The 16,485-nt window shown below is 36.6% G+C and carries 9 protein-coding genes; 3 read left to right on the forward strand and 6 right to left on the reverse strand.

What is annotated here, in order from left to right:
• Positions 1 to 41: 41 nt before the first annotated feature.
• Genes AAGF08_RS05445 through AAGF08_RS05455 form a run of 3 tightly spaced genes read left to right on the forward strand, consistent with a single transcriptional unit; the run spans position 42 to position 5,295 of the window.
• The gene (locus tag AAGF08_RS05445; RefSeq protein WP_343510084.1) at positions 42 to 1,088 is read left to right on the forward strand and encodes an FAD-dependent oxidoreductase; all 1,047 of its coding nucleotides are present in this window, start codon (positions 42 to 44) and stop codon (positions 1,086 to 1,088) included.
• Between the two features lie 22 nt (positions 1,089 to 1,110).
• Positions 1,111 to 4,398, forward strand: a complete 3,288-nt coding sequence (locus tag AAGF08_RS05450) for a biopolymer transporter Tol (RefSeq protein WP_343510085.1) — start codon at positions 1,111 to 1,113, stop codon at positions 4,396 to 4,398.
• Between the two features lie 15 nt (positions 4,399 to 4,413).
• The gene (locus tag AAGF08_RS05455) at positions 4,414 to 5,295 is read left to right on the forward strand and encodes a YicC/YloC family endoribonuclease (protein WP_343510086.1); all 882 of its coding nucleotides are present in this window, start codon (positions 4,414 to 4,416) and stop codon (positions 5,293 to 5,295) included.
• 26 nt (positions 5,296 to 5,321) lie between these two features.
• Here AAGF08_RS05455 and AAGF08_RS05460 read toward each other — a convergent pair whose 3' ends face one another.
• The 6 genes from AAGF08_RS05460 to sprA form a co-directional block, all read right to left on the reverse strand.
• The gene (locus AAGF08_RS05460; protein WP_343510087.1) at positions 5,322 to 6,890 is read right to left on the reverse strand and encodes a D-aminoacylase; all 1,569 of its coding nucleotides are present in this window, start codon (positions 6,888 to 6,890) and stop codon (positions 5,322 to 5,324) included.
• Positions 6,891 to 6,992: 102 nt separating this feature from the next.
• A complete protein-coding gene (locus AAGF08_RS05465; RefSeq protein WP_343510088.1) occupies positions 6,993 to 7,664 on the reverse strand; it encodes a TonB family protein in 672 nt (223 codons plus the stop codon).
• Positions 7,665 to 7,822: 158 nt separating this feature from the next.
• Positions 7,823 to 8,497: a TonB family protein gene (locus AAGF08_RS05470; RefSeq protein WP_343510089.1), complete on the reverse strand. Its 675-nt coding sequence runs from the start codon at positions 8,495 to 8,497 to the stop codon at positions 7,823 to 7,825.
• Positions 8,498 to 8,564: 67 nt separating this feature from the next.
• On the reverse strand, positions 8,565 to 8,936 hold the full coding sequence (locus tag AAGF08_RS05475) for a VanZ family protein (RefSeq protein WP_343510090.1): 372 nt from the start codon (positions 8,934 to 8,936) through the stop codon (positions 8,565 to 8,567).
• An 11-nt stretch (positions 8,937 to 8,947) separates the two neighbouring features.
• Positions 8,948 to 9,322, reverse strand: a complete 375-nt coding sequence (gene gcvH, locus AAGF08_RS05480; protein ID WP_343510091.1) for a glycine cleavage system protein GcvH — start codon at positions 9,320 to 9,322, stop codon at positions 8,948 to 8,950.
• 55 nt (positions 9,323 to 9,377) lie between these two features.
• Complete coding sequence (gene sprA / locus AAGF08_RS05485) at positions 9,378 to 16,346, reverse strand: cell surface protein SprA (protein ID WP_343510092.1); 6,969 nt, start codon at positions 16,344 to 16,346, stop codon at positions 9,378 to 9,380.
• Positions 16,347 to 16,485: the final 139 nt, after the last annotated feature.

Genomic DNA, 16,485 nt, shown 5'->3' on the forward strand with positions numbered 1-16,485 from the left:
CGAAGTCAACAAAATAAAGAATTATACCTTTAATTTGAGGTATGAAAATTGATTTTTTGCTAATCGGTCAAGGGATTGCGGGAACCGCACTTGGATACCGCTTAAAGCAAGCAGGGAAAATTATTAGAATAATTGATCAACCTTCAGGGAATCAGTCGAGTAGGGTTGCTGCTGGGTTATTTAATCCAATAACTGGAAGAAAAATGGTGAAAACTTGGTTTGCTGATTTTCTTTTTCCAGAAATAATACCATTCTATAAGGATTTAGAGAAACTGACTGGAGAATCATTTTTTCATGAAAAGCCTATCTATCGACCATTCCTTACCATTGAAGAGCAAAATGAATGGATGGGGCATAGTGCAGAAGAAGGGTTTCAATTGTATCTGGATTCTATTTTTACAGAAAGCCAAAGTGAAAAATTATGTGATTCATTTGGCGGAGTAATGTTGAAGAAGTCTGGGTGGCTCGAAATAAATATATTTCTTGATGCTATGCAGAAATATTTTTCTGAGGAATTGATTCAGGAATATTTTTCAGAAGATGAATTGAAAAGAGAAGGGGACCTTTGGGTATATAAAGGGATCAAAGCAAAATCTTTGATTTTTTGTAATGGTTTAGGTGCAATGAAGTCTTCCTTCTTTGAATATCTACCTTTTGCTCCGGTCAAAGGTGAAATTTTAGAATTGAAACAAGATTTTTGCCCTGACTATATTGTAAATAGGGGGGTATTTCGAGTTTACTTAGGAAATGGCATTCATCGAGTAGGATCTACTTATTCCAAACACGATTTGGAAATTGGGGCCACTGAAGAAGCCAAAAATGAGATTTTGACAAAATTAAATGGTTTAGTTGATTTGCCAGTAAATGAAATAATCTCTCATAAAACTGGAATCAGACCTGCAACAAGAGATAGAAAACCATTTTTGGGAAAACATCCTAAGGCTAAGAGCGTTTACATATTCGATGGTTTTGGAGCGAAAGGTGTTTCCTTGGTTCCATATTTCAGTAAAATTATGCGTGACTATTTATTGGGAAATACATCCATAAGCAAAGAAGTAGACATAGCTCGGTATTTTAATTATATTTAAAGAACATCTTTCAGTAAAACTAATGCGATATCACCTGTTCCGAATATTGATTTTTGCTGGTTTATGGTTGAATTCATTTTTAGTTCTTGGTCAATTTGATCAGGATAGATTCGGTAAAAACAGAGTTCAGCACCAGCAATTTGAATGGTATTTTTATACTTCAAACAATTTTGAGGTTTATTACTATGACCGAGGTGGTGCCAATGCTAAAATGGCAATTGAATTTTTGGAATCCGAATTTAATCGGCTGACTCAAATGATTGGTTATGTCGCTTATACAAAGCCGAAAATCTACATTTATAATTCTCCCGAGGAATTGCTGCAGAGCAATCTTAATCTAAATAAGAAAGAGCTCTACGAAGAAGGTCAGATGGATTTCAATCGATTAATTGCAGAGGTTTCTTATAAAGGAGAGGTAGATAAATTCAAAAAAGATTTACTCTACGCGACCTCCAAAGTAATTATCCAAGAGATGCTATATGGTTCTTCTGTTGCGGATGCATTTCAGTCTAATTTAGGAAATGCCTTTCCTGAATGGTATGTCGACGGAATCGCATTGTATCTTGCCTCAGGCTGGAGTTTGGAAATGGATGATTTTGTAAGGCACTATTTGAAAGAAGAGGATAATCCAAAAATTTTAAAGTTAAAAGAAAGAGAAGCAGCACTAGTTGGTCAATCCGTGTGGAATTATATTGCTGAGAGATATGGTAGAAGGTATATCTCAAGTATTTTAAATCTTTCAAGAATTAATCGGAATGAAGAAAATAGTATTGCTAACACGGTTGGTCTTAATTACGAAACTTTTAAGACCGAGTGGAGAAAATACTACACAACTATCAATGATCAGGTTCATTCAAATTTTAAAGATGTAAGTCGTTCAAATGAAATTGCTTCAACATCTCCCCGGGTCATTGGAAAAATAAATGACATTAAATTCAGTCCTGATGGTTTGAATCTTGCCTACGTGATCAATAATGGAGGTAAATATAAGGTTCAAATAAGAGAAATCAGTTCTGGCAATGAGCGGACTATTTTTCAAGGCGGAGCGGTCTATCAGGACCAACAACCAAACTTTTCAAGTCCAGTGATTGCTTGGAAAGATTCAGCGAATTTGGCTATTGCATCATTCAAAAGAGGTTTTACCACGTTGAGACTTAGGTCAATTGATGGTACAAGTCAGGATAAGATCTTCTTGAGAAATATTACCCAAATATTGAGTCTTGATTTTAATGAGTCAGGTAGAAATATGGTTCTATCTGCCATTTCGAATGGGAAATCCGATATTTATACATTAAACACGAGAGGTCAAGGAAAAAGGCTAACCAATGATTTGTTTGACGATTTAACCCCTATGTTTTTAAATGATTCTACGATCATTTATTCCACAAACTTTACTGAATTGTCAGATTCTGTTGAAGTAAAAGATTTAGAACTGAGAAGTCTTCCTGATGCTTACAACCTTTATTTAATGGAAGTAGGTGATTCAATTGTAACCAAGAAATTAACTAATACGGATAGTAAGAATATCCTGCCTAGAAAATTAAACGGTAATAATTTAGTATTTCTTAGTGATCTAAGTGGGATATTCAATTTGATGAGAATGAGCATTGGCTCTCAAATTTCGAATCAGATTTCAGGGAATAATAAAAGCATAGAAGTTTTCGATGTTAATAGTCGAATGAATAAAATTGCTTATGCTGTAAGGGATGGAAGAGAAGCCTTTCTTAAAATCGAAAATTATTCAAGTGTTGATCAATTTACACCAAGTACCCCAAGAGTTCAATTACAACAAGCAAAATCTTTAAATGAAAGAATTGCAGCAAGAAGGCTTTTGGAAGAGAAAGAAACTCCTGAAGTTAATCCTATTCAGAATTTACAAAAGAGGGATAGTGTGGTTGTTAAAATGGATACAACCAATAAAAATACAGTTACTTCGATCAATCTCGATAGATTGAGATTTGAACCAAAGAATGGGTTAAATACAGATAATTATACTTTTGATTCCCTGCCTAATCCAGTTCTAGAGCGTGAAAACAACACTTCTGGCCAAAGTAACAAAATTAATTTGTTGGATAACTTCAGGAAACAGAGTCTTCAAAAGCGCATTTCTGGGCCAAGAAGAATGGAACCCCAATTTTTAACAAATAGTATCAACACACGATTAGTCGTCGATCCATTGAGAGGCTGGGGATTTAGTTTGTCTGGTCATATGACTGACCTTTTGGATAACCACTCGTTTTATGGAGGTATTATGACCACGTTGGATTTTAGATCAGGTGGTGATATATTCTTTGAGTATGAATACTTAAAAAGTAGAATTGATTTTAGAGCAAGATTGGATAGAAAAACGATTAGGATTGAAGAAGATATTACTTTCCAAAAATATGTATTGACAAAAATTGAAGCTGGTTTCTCCTACCCATTCAATATTAATTCACGATTTACATTAGCACCCTTCATTGCAAAAACGCAGTACTTCAATTTGAATTCAGATTCTTTGATTTTGGGCCAAGATCCCGATCAAAACAGATTTGATGTCAATTATATTGGTGGCCGTGCTGAATTTGTAATTGATAAAACAGAGGCCATCGGATTATATTCTCAATCAGGATTTAAAGGTAAGATTGGATATATGCAATATCAATCTTTAAATAATTCTTCACGGTCTTTTGGAAACATATATTTGGATTTGAGAAACTATCAAAAAATACATAAGAATATTATTCTGGCTTCAAAGCTTTACGCAGGCTCATATGTAGGAAATAACCCTCAAACATATATTGTGGGAGGTATGGATAATTGGCTATTTAACGAGTTTTATAGGCCACCTTCCAATAGACCAGAGGCTTCACCGATCCGAAACCCGGATGGGGTAGAGAATTCCAATATATTGTTTGCGGATTTTGTTGATTTAAGAGGATATGATTATGATGAAATAAGAGGTAGAAATGTTATTTCATTCACTACTGAATTAAGAATACCAATTTTCTCATATTTGACTAGAGGAAATATAACTTCCAACTTTATCAGAAACTTCCAATTGGTTGGTTTTTATGATATAGCATCAGCTTGGAATGATTCTGCTCCCTGGGAAAAAGTAAATGACCAAAATACTGAAGTAATCAATACAGAAGGATCACCATTTACCATAGTTTTAAATAATTTCAATAATCCTTGGCTACAAAGTTATGGTGCAGGACTTAGAACTGTCCTTTTGAATTATTATGTCAAATTCGATGTGGCACAGCCAGTTCGAAATTATAAAAATGAAGACCTGAAATTCTATGTAACTTTGGGAATCAATTTCTAATATTCAAAACTTACTATGATCAAATCGATGACCGGCTATGGAAATGCCGGATTCGAGAATGAGAAGATGATGATCCATGTGGAGGTCAAATCTCTCAACTCAAAATTTTTGGACCTTTCTATTCGTAGTCCAAGACAATTTTCAGATAAGGAACACGAAATCAGAAATGTTGTTCAGCGCGTTTTAGATAGGGGTAAAGTAAGTGTGTCAATAGAGTTTTTATCAAAGAGTTCGAAGGATTTACCAGTTTCTATTAATGATGAACTTTTTGAAACTTTTTATAAAAAGTTTAAAGAAATGGCGCAATCAGTTGGAGATGAGACAAATGATATTTTCAAGTTGGCTCTACAAGCACCAAATGTGATTAATAATGTGACTTCTGAAGAAAAGGATGAGGAACAAGAATGGGGGATGATCAAAAAAGTTTTAGCTGAGGCTTTAAAAAATTGTGATGATTTCAGAGTTGACGAAGGTGCCTCGTTGGAGGAGAAATTGAAAGGAAATATTGAGACTATCGCCAAGGGACTTTCTGATATAGTCAAAGAAGAGGGGCAAAGAAAGGATAGGATTAAGCAAAAAATCAGAAATCATTTTACTGAATGGCTGGATGAAAATTCATTTGACGCCAACAGATTCGAACAAGAATTGATTTATTATTTTGAAAAGCTAGACATTACCGAAGAATTGGTGAGGCTTGATACTCATTTGAAGTACTTCTCCAAAATCATGAATGAGGATAAAAATCAAGGTAAAAAACTAGGGTTTATAAGTCAGGAGATCGGTCGAGAGATCAATACGATTGGATCTAAAGCCAATGATGCAGCAATTCAGAAATATGTCATTTTGATGAAAGATGAACTTGAAAAAATCAAAGAGCAATCCATGAATGTACTATAAAAAGAGGGGCAATGACGCCCCTCTTTTTATTGCTGGTTTTTTCTGATGACCTTCCCATTAGCAATCCCCGTGACTTCTCCGTTTTTAACGACTAATTTCCCATTTACAAGAACATATTCAATTCCTTCAGGATATTGATGAGGATCTGTAAATGTAGATTTATCAATGACTGTCTTAGGATTGAAAATTGTGATGTCTGCATAAAAACCTTCTTTTAAAAATCCTCTTTCTTTTAGTCCTAATCTCTTTGCAGAAAGTCCTGTCATTTTATGAATGGCTTCTGGAAGAGATAAAACTTGCTTTTCCCTTACGTAATAGCCTAATACCCTAGGGAATGTTCCATATGCCCTGGGATGTGGATGTCCGTCTCTAGGTGAAGAAAGTCTGCCGTCAGATCCAATCATGGTCATAGGATGCTTCATGATATTTTCTACATCATTTTCATCCATAGCATGATAAATTGTACCTGTTCCCCCATTCAGTTGAGCTTGAATTACTAGTTCTGCTCCATTTTCAATCGTTTGTTCCATTCCTTCCATTTCCAGCCAATCTTGTAATGTTTTTCCCTCTAGTTCTTTTTTCCAGCTCACTCTTGAAAATTGAATCCTTCTCAAATCACTTCCCCCACGATCATTCAGAATATTGAAAATTATTCCTGATTTGATGCTATCCTTTAGTTCGGGATTTTTCACTCTTTCTGCAAATCCATTTCCTTCTAAAGCCCAACTCGGAATTAAAACACTAATCCCAGTATGGCTTGCGGCATAAGGATATTGATCCATCATTATATCAAGGCCTACATTTCTTGCTGAATCAACCATTTCTAAGGTTTTAGAGCTCTTTCCCCACATTTTTACTCCAATTGCTTTATGATGTGTTAAAACAACCGGTATGGAAGCTTCTTTTGAAATGGTTATTGCTTCCTGAACGGCTTCAAGTAGCCCTAAACCTTCTTCACGAAGATGCGATGTATAAATTCCTCCTTGGTCGCTGGCCTCTTTAGATAATGCTATTACTTCATCGACTTCCGAAAATGTGCCTGGTAAATATTTAAGTCCCGTAGAAATGCCAAATGCCCCTTCTTTCATAGCAATATTAATGTAGGATTTCATTTGAGACATTTCTTCCTCGGAAGGCTTTCTGTCTTCCATTCCCATTACTTCTCTTCGAATCGTATTATGGCCAATTAGGTAACCTACATTTGGACCTAGCTTCATGTTATCAAGGCTGTCCAAATAACTTCCAAAGGGCCAAGGACCACCTCCGTCGGGGCCTCCTAATGCGAAAGTGACTCCTTGTCTTAATAAGCTTTCTGACATAGGTAAATCCATCAGTGGCTCTAAATGAGTATGCATATCAATAAAACCTGGTGATACGGCCAATCCACTAGCATTTATTGTTTCGATCCCTTCTGATTCCTCAATTTCCCCAATCTTGATAATTTTATTGCCAATGATTCCTATGTCTCCAATATAAGGTTCACCTCCTTCTCCATTGTAGATTTCACCATTGATGATTACTATGTCATATTTTTTTGTGTCTTGGGAACAGGAAAACAGAAATGACAAGGCTAAACAGAGAAGAAGTTTATTCATAGTTTGGTGTTCTTTTAATAGTGAATAATCTTTCTGAATTTATAGATAAAAAAAGAAAGCTTACAACAAATGTGTAAGCTTTCCTCATTTAGAAAAAAAAAATTAATTTAATCTGAATTTAATGGGGATGGTCATTCGTGATCTTACAGCTTTTCCATTTACTCTCCCGGGATTCCAATTGGGCGAATTTTTGATTACATCTAAAGCAACTTCATCACATCCTCCTCCAATAGTTCGGACTATTTCAACATCCTGAATACTTCCATCAGTATTTACAACGAATCGTACGATGGCAGTACCTTCGGTTCCCATTCTCCTGGCTTGAGTAGGGTATATAAGATTTTCTTTTAGGTATAGATACCATTTTTCCATACCTCCAACAAAAGAAGCTTGAACCTCTACAAAATCCTTAATCTCATCTGGATTTTCAATTATAGGCGGTCCTATAGGGGCAACTTCAGCGGGAATAGGGTCCTGTTCTACACTAAAATCAATAATTGCATCAATTTTATCCACAATTACTTCATCTGGAATTACTTCTATTTGCGGTTGCTGTAAAACAGGTGGAGGGGAAGGAGGCTCTTGAATGGTGCTAGGAATATCCAAAATTTCCCAATCATTATCCACGTTTAAAATAGACTTAATTTGATAATCTTCATAAGCCTTCCATTCGAAGGCCACCAATACAGCTCCAACGCTGAGCATTAATCCTAGGTTAAAAATCATACTGGAACATCTGCCGAGGTCCGAATTGGGATTCTTTTTGTTTTCCATGGCTCTTATTTGATTAGGTAAAAATTATACCTAAGAAGTTAACTTCTTCAAAAACAAGAACCTATAGCACTAACAAATTTTAACTAAATAAAAAGTTATAAATAAAAAGGCAAAAAAAAGACCCGATTCTTCGGGTCTAATATTTTTATTTCAGATTATTAGCTCAGCTTAAATCTGATTGGAAGTCTCATTCTAGTACGAACTGGTCTACCTCTTTGTTTACCTGGCTCCCACTTAGGAGCGTTAGATACCACTCGGATTGCTTCTTCATCGCAACCGCCGCCAATACCTCTCAAAACATCAACGTCTTGAATAGAACCATCAGTGTTAACAACGAAAACTACAATTACAGTACCTTCGATACCCATACGTCTAGCTTGAGTTGGGTATTTTAAGTTCTTACTTAAATATTGATTCCAACCTGACATTCCACCTGGAGGGTTTGGCTGAGTTTCCACAACGTCAAAGATTTCATCAGCTTTTTCCTCTACAGGAGCTTCAGCAATAACAACTTCTTTGATTACAGTTTCTTCCTTAACATCCACGTCAAAGTTTACTTCGATTTTTTCTTCGATTTCTACTTCATCCGGGATTTCCTCAATGATCGGCTGCTCAACTGGTGGCGGCGGTGGTGGTGGCTGCTCTGTGATAGGAATATCAATTAGCTCTTCGAAATTGTCAGTCACCTGGCCAAGGTCCTTAAGAGCACCGTCGTCAAATGACTTCCATTCAAATGCAGCAAGAGTAGCACCTACAGCAATTGCCAAACCAAGATTCAGGAACATACCTGACTTTTTGGTTAGATCAGCCTTAGGAGTCTTTTTTGCTTCCATGGTGAATTGGTTTATACAGGTTAAATTTTTTCTAAATTGGAATAACAAGTCTAAGAATTTAGGATGATTATTCCAAGTTGTTTTTTGTGATTGGTATCTTAAAATATGCAAAGAATCCTGCAATTCCACCTATTTCATTAACTACCATATCTAAGTAATCAAACGTCCTAAAGGGGATGAATAGTTGCATGGATTCAAGAATAATTCCTATTAAAATACCGAAAATCAAGAAGTTAACCAATAATCTCTTACTAAATTTTCCTTTTTCTTCAGGTTTTATTCCTACTCCACACCAGAGATAACTTAAAATACTGAAGCACATAAAGTGGATGAATTTATCCTGAAAAGAAAAGACTTCCACCTCTGGCAAACTATCTCCCGGAGTTAAAATTGCTATTGATACAATTAAAAGCCAGGCAATACTTAAAGACAATCTCAAATCTTTGAACTTTAGGCTCCAACTAATTCTGCATATTCCTCTGCAGATAATAAGCCTGATGCATCTCCGGAAATTTTTACTTTTACCATCCAGCCATCACCATAGGGATCAGAATTTACCAGTTCTGGTTCATCTGCCAACTTTTCGTTCAATTCCGTAACCTCACCAGAAACTGGCATGAATAAGTCAGAAACTGTTTTAACTGCTTCTACAGTTCCAAAAACTTCTTCAGCATTCAAAGTTTCACCAACTGTTTCAACTTCCACATATACAATGTCACCAAGTTCTGACTGTGCGAAATCAGTTACTCCGATAGTTGCGATATCATCTTCAATTCTAACCCACTCGTGGTCTTTTGTGTACTTTAATTCTTGTGGAATATTCATATTTGAATTTTTTAATATTGAGTTTCAAAAGTAAAAGAAACAAGCTAAATAAAATCTATTGAGACAAATTAAATCTTAATTGACCACCAAATGCTGTTGAAGATCTTCTATAAGCAGTAGTAACCCTTGGATCATTAATTGTTCTATCAAAATAAAGTGTAATACTTAGGTTTTGATTAATTAAATAGCCAACAGTAGGTCTTATTTGAATATTAAGATTCCCGTTCGTGATGGTACTTCCTTCTTCTATTTTTCTTTGGACTTGTCTTGTGTCCACTACCTTGGTGTCTAATCTAAATGTCAGGTCATTTTTAAGTACTTTTTGTTGACCTCCAATTTTAAATGGAATTTTTACTCCCGCTTTTGTATAACCAATATTTACTCCAAAATCATTACTTCTTTGTTCAGTGACTTGGGAGTTAGAAAAATTCAATCCGAGATTCCGTTCCTTATTATATTGTATCGCTATGTTTAAGCGATCCTTTGTCAAAAGATCCAAACCAATTAAAGGAGAAAACCTTTCTGTCAAAACAACTTGATTCAACACATAAATAGGAATGAATTGTCCATCGTCATTCGTGATATTCGGGGTAGGGATTCTTTGTAAATTATTATAGAGTTCTAATCCCTGTTGATACTGGAGAGAATTAGAGAAGTTGCTCGCATCGTAGGTCGAAGTATATCCATGTAAAATATTAATACTACTAAATAATTCACTCAAACCTTTTAACCTAGAAAGTCCACGATATTCAATTCTCCAATTAGGAAGCGGTGTCTTTGGGAATGGATTTAAGTTTGATTCAGTTGGGTTTTTACCTCTATATGCTGCTAAAAATGAAGGAATTAAAACATCCTGACCGTTTATGGGGTACTCACCCCTTGAAAGATTTGCAGCATCCAACCTACTTTTTATAATTGATCTGTTATTTTCAAAATCAGCAAACAAAGGAGAATTATTTTCAACATCATCCATTGCGAAGGAGGTTCCAATCATAATGGTAGTGATACTATATGCACCAAGTCTGTTAGGGCTGATCGATGTGTATTCATCGGGATTTTCTGTAGAAGTCCTGAAAATCTCCTGATAGTTACCAGTCTCGCGTTTAGTTGCCGTCAGTGTAATTCTAAAATCGGGGAAGGGTTCAATTAAACTTCCAAGTCTCAAATTCATAGCCCGATTTTGGGTGAAAGGCTGGGTGAGTTCTGTACTTGGGGCCATCAAGCCACTATTGGCTAAATTGTACCGAATCATGGGATCTTGACTTCCGAATAGGAATGCTAGTCCGGGATTTTCAAATGCCCTGTCCATTCCCAACAAGCCGGTATTTGGTAGATATCCTGGCAAGAAAGTACCTTCCACCACGCCATAATTAAATGTGATTTCTTTTACCATCATCAACATTTTAAAGAGCTTATTGGTAAAGGGGGTTCCAATCGTGTCCTCGGCAGAAAGACTTTCCCTTCCTGGTATCGAAGGTCTCTTTGGGGCATTTAGTACGGCTAACCTTTTATTTTTATTATAGAGTTTGATTAAATCCAGTTTTCCAGTAATGGATTGATCTCTAGTGTTTTGGATTACATTACCCAGTGTGTCTTTTTGACCGATTGCTCCAGTTTGCCAAGTGTAAGTAGCACCATATTTGTAATCTGCCCTTATCCAGTCTGTAATAGGCGATTTGTCAAAAGGAATGGTATAGTTTAGATTAATGGAATGATTGTAGTTAGTTTTTCTCCCAAATCTCCAAAAATTACTTTTCACAGAGTCTTGCTTTGCCTCTGTATCTAAATCTCCCTCTGGTTCATCAATTACAGCCATAATTCTGGAGGAGTAGTCAACCCTAAGGTTTCTGGTAAGATCCCAGTTCAATGTATAGAATCGATTCATGAAGTAGCTCTTCTGGAAAAGAGGATCTACACCTGCAGTACTAAGCTGATCATTTCTGTATTGAGACCGAAGGAATCTTCTGTCAATATCTACTCTTGCCAAAACCAAAGTAGGGGCAAGGTTTAGATTGAAATCTTTAATTAATCTTAAATGGGGCGAGTCAAGCCATTTACTATTTTTAAATGGTTCAATGGATAAGGGTTCAGGCTGATAACTGTAAGTAATATTGCCCTTATAGGTCTTGAAATTATAATCCTGAATTTGAGCATTGGTTTGCTTAACAGTTCCGTAAGCGTAAGAGAATGATAAATTGCTCAAATCATAAAATTTACTTTTTGCGTCAGGGTTAGTTTTTAATTTTCTAACATTATTGAAGCTTATATTTTTTCGATTTAATTGATCTAGCGCAATATTTCGGTATGCATCTCTTTCTGCATTGGTTTCAAATTTCCCCAAAGCCACCTCAAAGGGCACATCGGGATTCAAAGGGTCATATTCAGGTCTTGTAGATGAATTTTCAACACTGAAATACATAGGAATACTTACACCCAAAGCAGCAGGTAAAAGTTTATGCACATCTACATTGGTGGATATATCATATTGGGTTGTAGATTGACGCGCTCTTTCAGAGAGTCTTGTTTCTAATCCCCCAAAACCGATAGAGTTATGTCTGATTGATGCTGAAACTACGGCTACGTCTGCAATTTTAGCATTTAACAAAGCATTTGCTGCCCAGCCATTTGATTTTGTGAATCCAGTAACTCTTAACTCATTCGCCCAAATGCATATACTTTTGCTAGACCCTCCAGTTTCACCCGGGTTTCTCGCACCTATCATCATTCCTTGTATGAGGCTTAGCTCTGGCCTACCTACCACTGTAACTTTATATTGCCTGATTTGCTGAGAAAAAGGAAGATTAAGAGGAACTTGGTTATTATCTCTTTCTACTTTTACGCCTACGATTTCTTGAATGGCAATATCAATTTCATTTTCAAGAGGCCAAATTTGCCTTGGGTCTCTGGTCCCTTTAGGAGTGATGATAAGGGGAACTTCAATCTCATAATAATTGTCTGTGTAGTCCGTCCCCATTCTTAAAAACGCGGTGATTTCTCCGTCCATTGCATCCTCTGAATCGGCATGAAGAAACATTTTAATTCTTTCAAATTGAACCAAATCTTGAGTGATATTTCTGAAGACTCCTCTGGCGTCATGGGAAGCTAGATCTTCTACACAAATCCGAAGTGATTGTTCGTTTAATCTTCTTTCTACTGTAGAGGTATTATCCCGGTCTCTATTTATCCCTGGTGGTAAAACATAAGGACTTTGTGTCGCACTTCCTTGACTATTTTGTTCTATGCCGACCACATCTACTTTTACATTTGATATATCTGGTTCTGGAATTTCAAAAAGCCCTCGATCATAAAGTGATTCCTGAAAAACCCTCCATTGACTACCTATCATTCTGAAGTTTGCCATTCTCAATACGACAGGTTGCTCGAATTCAGTCAAATAAGTTCTCATCCACCTGATAGATTTGAAACCTGAAATATCTCCCTGAACCCGATCAGGTTGTCTTACAGGAATTCTAAATAGGTACCAATCAACACTCTCACCTGCTTCATTGTGTGTTACTTTATCAACGATATAGTTTTGACCAACTATTAAATTTCCTGGTTTTAAATCTATCTCATATTCATAATAATTTTCCAGCTCATTGATAGTGTTATCAGTGTTAAGATCTTCATTATCAGGGTTATTTGAGCCAGAAGGCGTATAAGGTAGGTTTTGGTTGGCAGTTACCGGAGTATTCCTCTCCATACCATTAAATTTTTTGTATCTCTCTAGGATTTTAGCATCCTCTTGATCAAAATTCTCATCTAAATAATATTGGAAGAAGTCTGCCGAAACATCTTGCTCAATTCTATTTCTTGCTTCTGGAGATACATTTAACCTATCCAAAAATCTTGACTCAAAAAACTGAGCTTCCAGGTCATTCCTTAAGCCGTCTAAACCTACATCTTGATTTTCTCTAGAAGATTCTGAGTTATCAAATGCCGGTAATAAATATTGTTCCCGAGTGATCCTACCCCATTCATTTGTGGATGTTTCAGCAGGGTCTCCATCGGCAGGGAGACCATTTTCAAATGCATGCCGCCCGTCTTTCATAACATCCTCAGAGATATCCCCTAAGTTTAAAAACAGTTTACCTCCTGTGGTATTGTTTTCATTGAAAATCCCATCTAAAACTCTACCGTTTTCACCTTCAATAAAAGGGTCTAAAAGCCAAAATTCAATGTATTCTATGTTTGTCCTGTCAAAATCAACTTCTGTAGTAATCGCCCTGGTAACACCTCCATAATTTAATTTTGGGTTGGGTAATAACCCATTGAAAGTAAGGTTGGTATTATAATTATACATTCCTCTTTCACTTGGAAAATAAGCTAGCTCGAATAAAGGCTCTGGTGTTATTATTACAGTTCGATCTTGCTGAGGGAAAATTTCCTGGGGAACGACACGACGTACATAATGATTTCGTCTATCTTCTCTAGTAATGTTAGAAGGTACACCTGGACCGCTTTCTCTATAGAAGATATTATCGATATTATACCAAGCCAGCCGGGCTCTTCTGTAAGTTGAACCCAATAAATCTTCTGTTTGGTTACTTAAATCAAATCGATTATCATCTGTGGTGGGAGTTGAAGCTAATTTCCAATTTTGATTTGCTGCTCCACCTAAATTAAATGGCGTTACAGCTGCCTCAAAATCATCGATGTATGATGCCTGATCTCCATCAACTTGGTTGGAAGTTCCCGGAATCAAATGAGCAAACTCACCACTCATCTGAATCACGGATGTTTCTTTGGTGTCTGTAAAAGGAAGGGCGTCAGCCAGTTTTGTCAACCATCTTGATTCATCTGCGAAATTTGCATCAAGACCCCAAAGACTATTTCTCAACGTTTCATTTCCCGTAGCTATTCTGGTTACGTTTGGTCTTTCATTCAAGTATAAAAATGTTCCTCCAAGGTTAAATTTGTCACTGAACAAATAATCTAATCTTGTTCCTAAAAGACTTCTTGTTTGAAATGAGACCAAATCGGCTTTTTCAAAACTGACTGAAATTTGTTTTCCAGATTGAAGAATCGCATCATTAATAATTACGAGTCTCCCAACATTGTAGTCAATTGTAAAATCAACACCTTCGGTTAATGGAATATTTCCAGCTTGTACAATTACTGATCCTGGCGAAATATTTAATCCGGGTAATTGAATTTCAGAAGCAGATCCAGCTGTTAGCCTTCCTTTGATAAAATATTTATTTAGCCTAGTTACCAATTCTGCGTCAGCCTGTGTGGTGCGGTATAGCGTGTCATACACGTATTTGTCTTTTAGGACTATTTCGCCAGGCAAAAAGTTCTTTTCCAAATTAGAACCAAACGGCTCTAAAACCGGAAAAACTAACAAGCCTCGATCAGAGAGAATAGTTAATCCTTCGACATAGTCAAAGTTACCATCAGGTGCCGGGTCATTTTGGGGGTTTAAATTATCTAAACCTGTCAATCTAATTAAGGGCTTGTCTTTAACATTTTCTCCCTCAAGTAGGGAGGGATTGTCTAAGCCAGTCCGATCATCTCTATAAATGACTTGGAGTTGGAAACCTTCTCTTAATAATTGATTGGCGTTCAGATTGTAAACGTTTTTCATCATCAAATCCCAAGTAGGAACTCTTGGATTGATTCTGGCTGGGCGTAATAGCTTCAGGAAAATCAACTCATCTTCCTGACGGTTTTGATAATCTTCTGTGAGTTCACCTACTTTATAAACTTGACCATTATAGGTATACTCGAAAGAAACAGCAAGAACTTCATCGTTTTGGAGTTTTCTGAAAAGTGAGAGATAACCTAATTGAGCATTAAAATAGAACTCAGTTGGATTGAGTTTCCTTGAACCATTAATTTGTTCAAAATCTACTCCTTTTCTTATTCCAAGACTCGATTCCATCGCCCTAGAACCTGTATCAAATGGCCTAAAGCTTGGATTGGAGGAAATATTGCCAAACAGATTATTAGCATCATTTGAAGCAGGAGCTCCTGGAGTTCCCTGTCCAATGTTCGGGTTACTGGGGTTTAATAGAACCTGTCCTTCCCCTAAATCCATGAATGCAGCAAAATTCCTTAAGGTTTCAGTATTTGAAGCTCGGTTCATGATATAAACCTCAATTCGGGTCACATTCACTCCCGATAATACTTGTGGTAAGCCTCGGAGCCATCTTTCATAATTATCGCGAAAGAAATGAGCTAAAAAGAAATGTCTATTTTCATCATATTTGGAAGCTTGAATATCAAATGAACGTCCTTGGCCGTTAGCATCGATGATTAATTGATCTCTTCTTCCCCTCTGGGTTGAAGCGACAGCCGTAACATTCATTTTCCCAAATTGCATCTGGGTTTTTACACCAAAAAGATTTTGTGCTCCTTGGATTAACCTATTTTGGACAGGCATACTGACATTACCTATTTCAATAGATTTTATGATGTCCTCTTCGAATCCGTTATATTCTACTTTAAGCTGATTCTGAAAGTCAAATGAATTATTTGAATCAAAGTTCGCCCCAATTTTCATTTTCTCTCCCAGAGATCCATTGACCGCCATTTGTATTTGTTGATCAAAGTTAAACCCTCCATTTTGCTGCTGACGAATAGGTAAAGTCGGATTATCAATCCTTCTAAAAATTGCACCGAAATCCAAATTTACATATCCCGTGGGGACAATATTTATTTCGCTTCCACCAAAAATCCGATCAAAAGAGGGGCTTACCGTCAAAGGGGGTATTAGTCCCCTACCTTCAACAGCACTTTCCCCATCTGCACCTCTTGATCGACTCCTCCAATATTCTTGCCTTACTTTATATTCTTGGATTTTAGAAAACTCCTCAAAATCGTACTCTTGCTCGTTACCTACTCTTGTGCTGTCTAGTTGCTCTACTATGTTATATCTAAGAGTAGAATCAACTAAAACCTCTACATTTTGATTCGTAAGGGGGGTAGGTAAGAAGGGGGATGTTGGGGCGACAAATGGGTTTCGGAAAGGGTATAGCGGATTCGTCTTCATATTTTGCCAAAGCAAAAATGAAGGTGCCATTCTCCTTTTATTAAGAGAATCGATTCGCAATTGGAGGCTATCAGTGACGGTTTGTTGTGCCTGGGAAGTAGAAAAGGCAAAAATAAACCCAAACAGAAACAAGTATTTGGGCAAACCACCGAAATACCTCCTCCTGCAA

This window comes from Algoriphagus sp. SE2 (assembly GCF_039563885.1).
Taxonomy (GTDB): Bacteria; Bacteroidota; Bacteroidia; order Cytophagales; family Cyclobacteriaceae; genus Algoriphagus.